The organism is Natrialba sp. SSL1 (assembly GCF_001861355.1).
In the GTDB taxonomy this organism is placed as follows: domain Archaea; phylum Halobacteriota; class Halobacteria; order Halobacteriales; family Natrialbaceae; genus Natrialba.
In genome coordinates, this window is record NZ_MASN01000042.1 from 1 (window position 1) to 792 (window position 792).

Consider the following 792-nt stretch of genomic DNA (forward strand, 5'->3'; position numbering starts at 1 on the left):
CGACCAGTCACCTCGTGTCTCCGGCGACAGCGTGTCCGGTGTCTTGAGGCGAATGATCAGCGTCTCACTGTCGGCGTCATACTGGTATTTGACGGCTTGGCCGCTCGTTGGGCCGTCGTCCGCAGAAAACGGTAGCACGCCGCTATCGTACTCTGGACAGTCCTGCATTTCGAAATACGTGGCAGGATACGTGCCATGACGGTCGTAGTAGCTGTTGAGTTGGTCGATGAGGATGTCCACGTATCCCGACGAGAGGTAGTCACCGTCATCCCAGAGTTGTTCTTTGATGCGACGACGGTGGATACGTCGGATTTTATGGTCGGGCAACACGCTTTGGATGGACTGGAAGGCGTCTCGGCGGTCGGCGTGGCTTCGGAGCGTTTCACCGACTTTCTGCAAGATGCACCGTCGAAACCGCGAGGGGAGATACAGGCCGAGTTCGTCGAACGGTTCGTGTTCATCGAAGTAATTCCACGCCTGATGCGATGCGTCGGCAATGCCGTCCAGATGGACTGGCGTCCAGTGGTCTCCAAGGACATGGTTGGCGACACGACGGGTGAGTGTTGCCAGTCGCTCGAATCGTTTATCGTCCTCATCTGGGAGGTGAATCGGGAGCGAGAGGTGGTCACTCATCGGCTTTCACCTCAGATTCGACGGTGTTGACAACCTGTTTCTTTTTCGATGAACGCATACCGTAGAGTTTCCCGCTGAAGCTGGCGACGAGTTTGATGAGGTCGTCAACAAGCTCTTCCTGTGCTGATTTGTCCGTCTCGTCTTCGATGACAGTGATGG

2 pseudogenes are annotated in these 792 nt (G+C 55.9%); both read right to left on the minus strand.

Annotated elements, in window-relative coordinates:
- Window positions 1-633: pseudogene (locus tag BBD46_RS16125) on the minus strand (transposase); the annotation flags it as partial.
- Window positions 626-792, minus strand: a pseudogene (locus tag BBD46_RS16130) (IS607 family transposase); the annotation flags it as partial. The pseudogenes BBD46_RS16130 and BBD46_RS16125, both read right to left, overlap by 8 nt.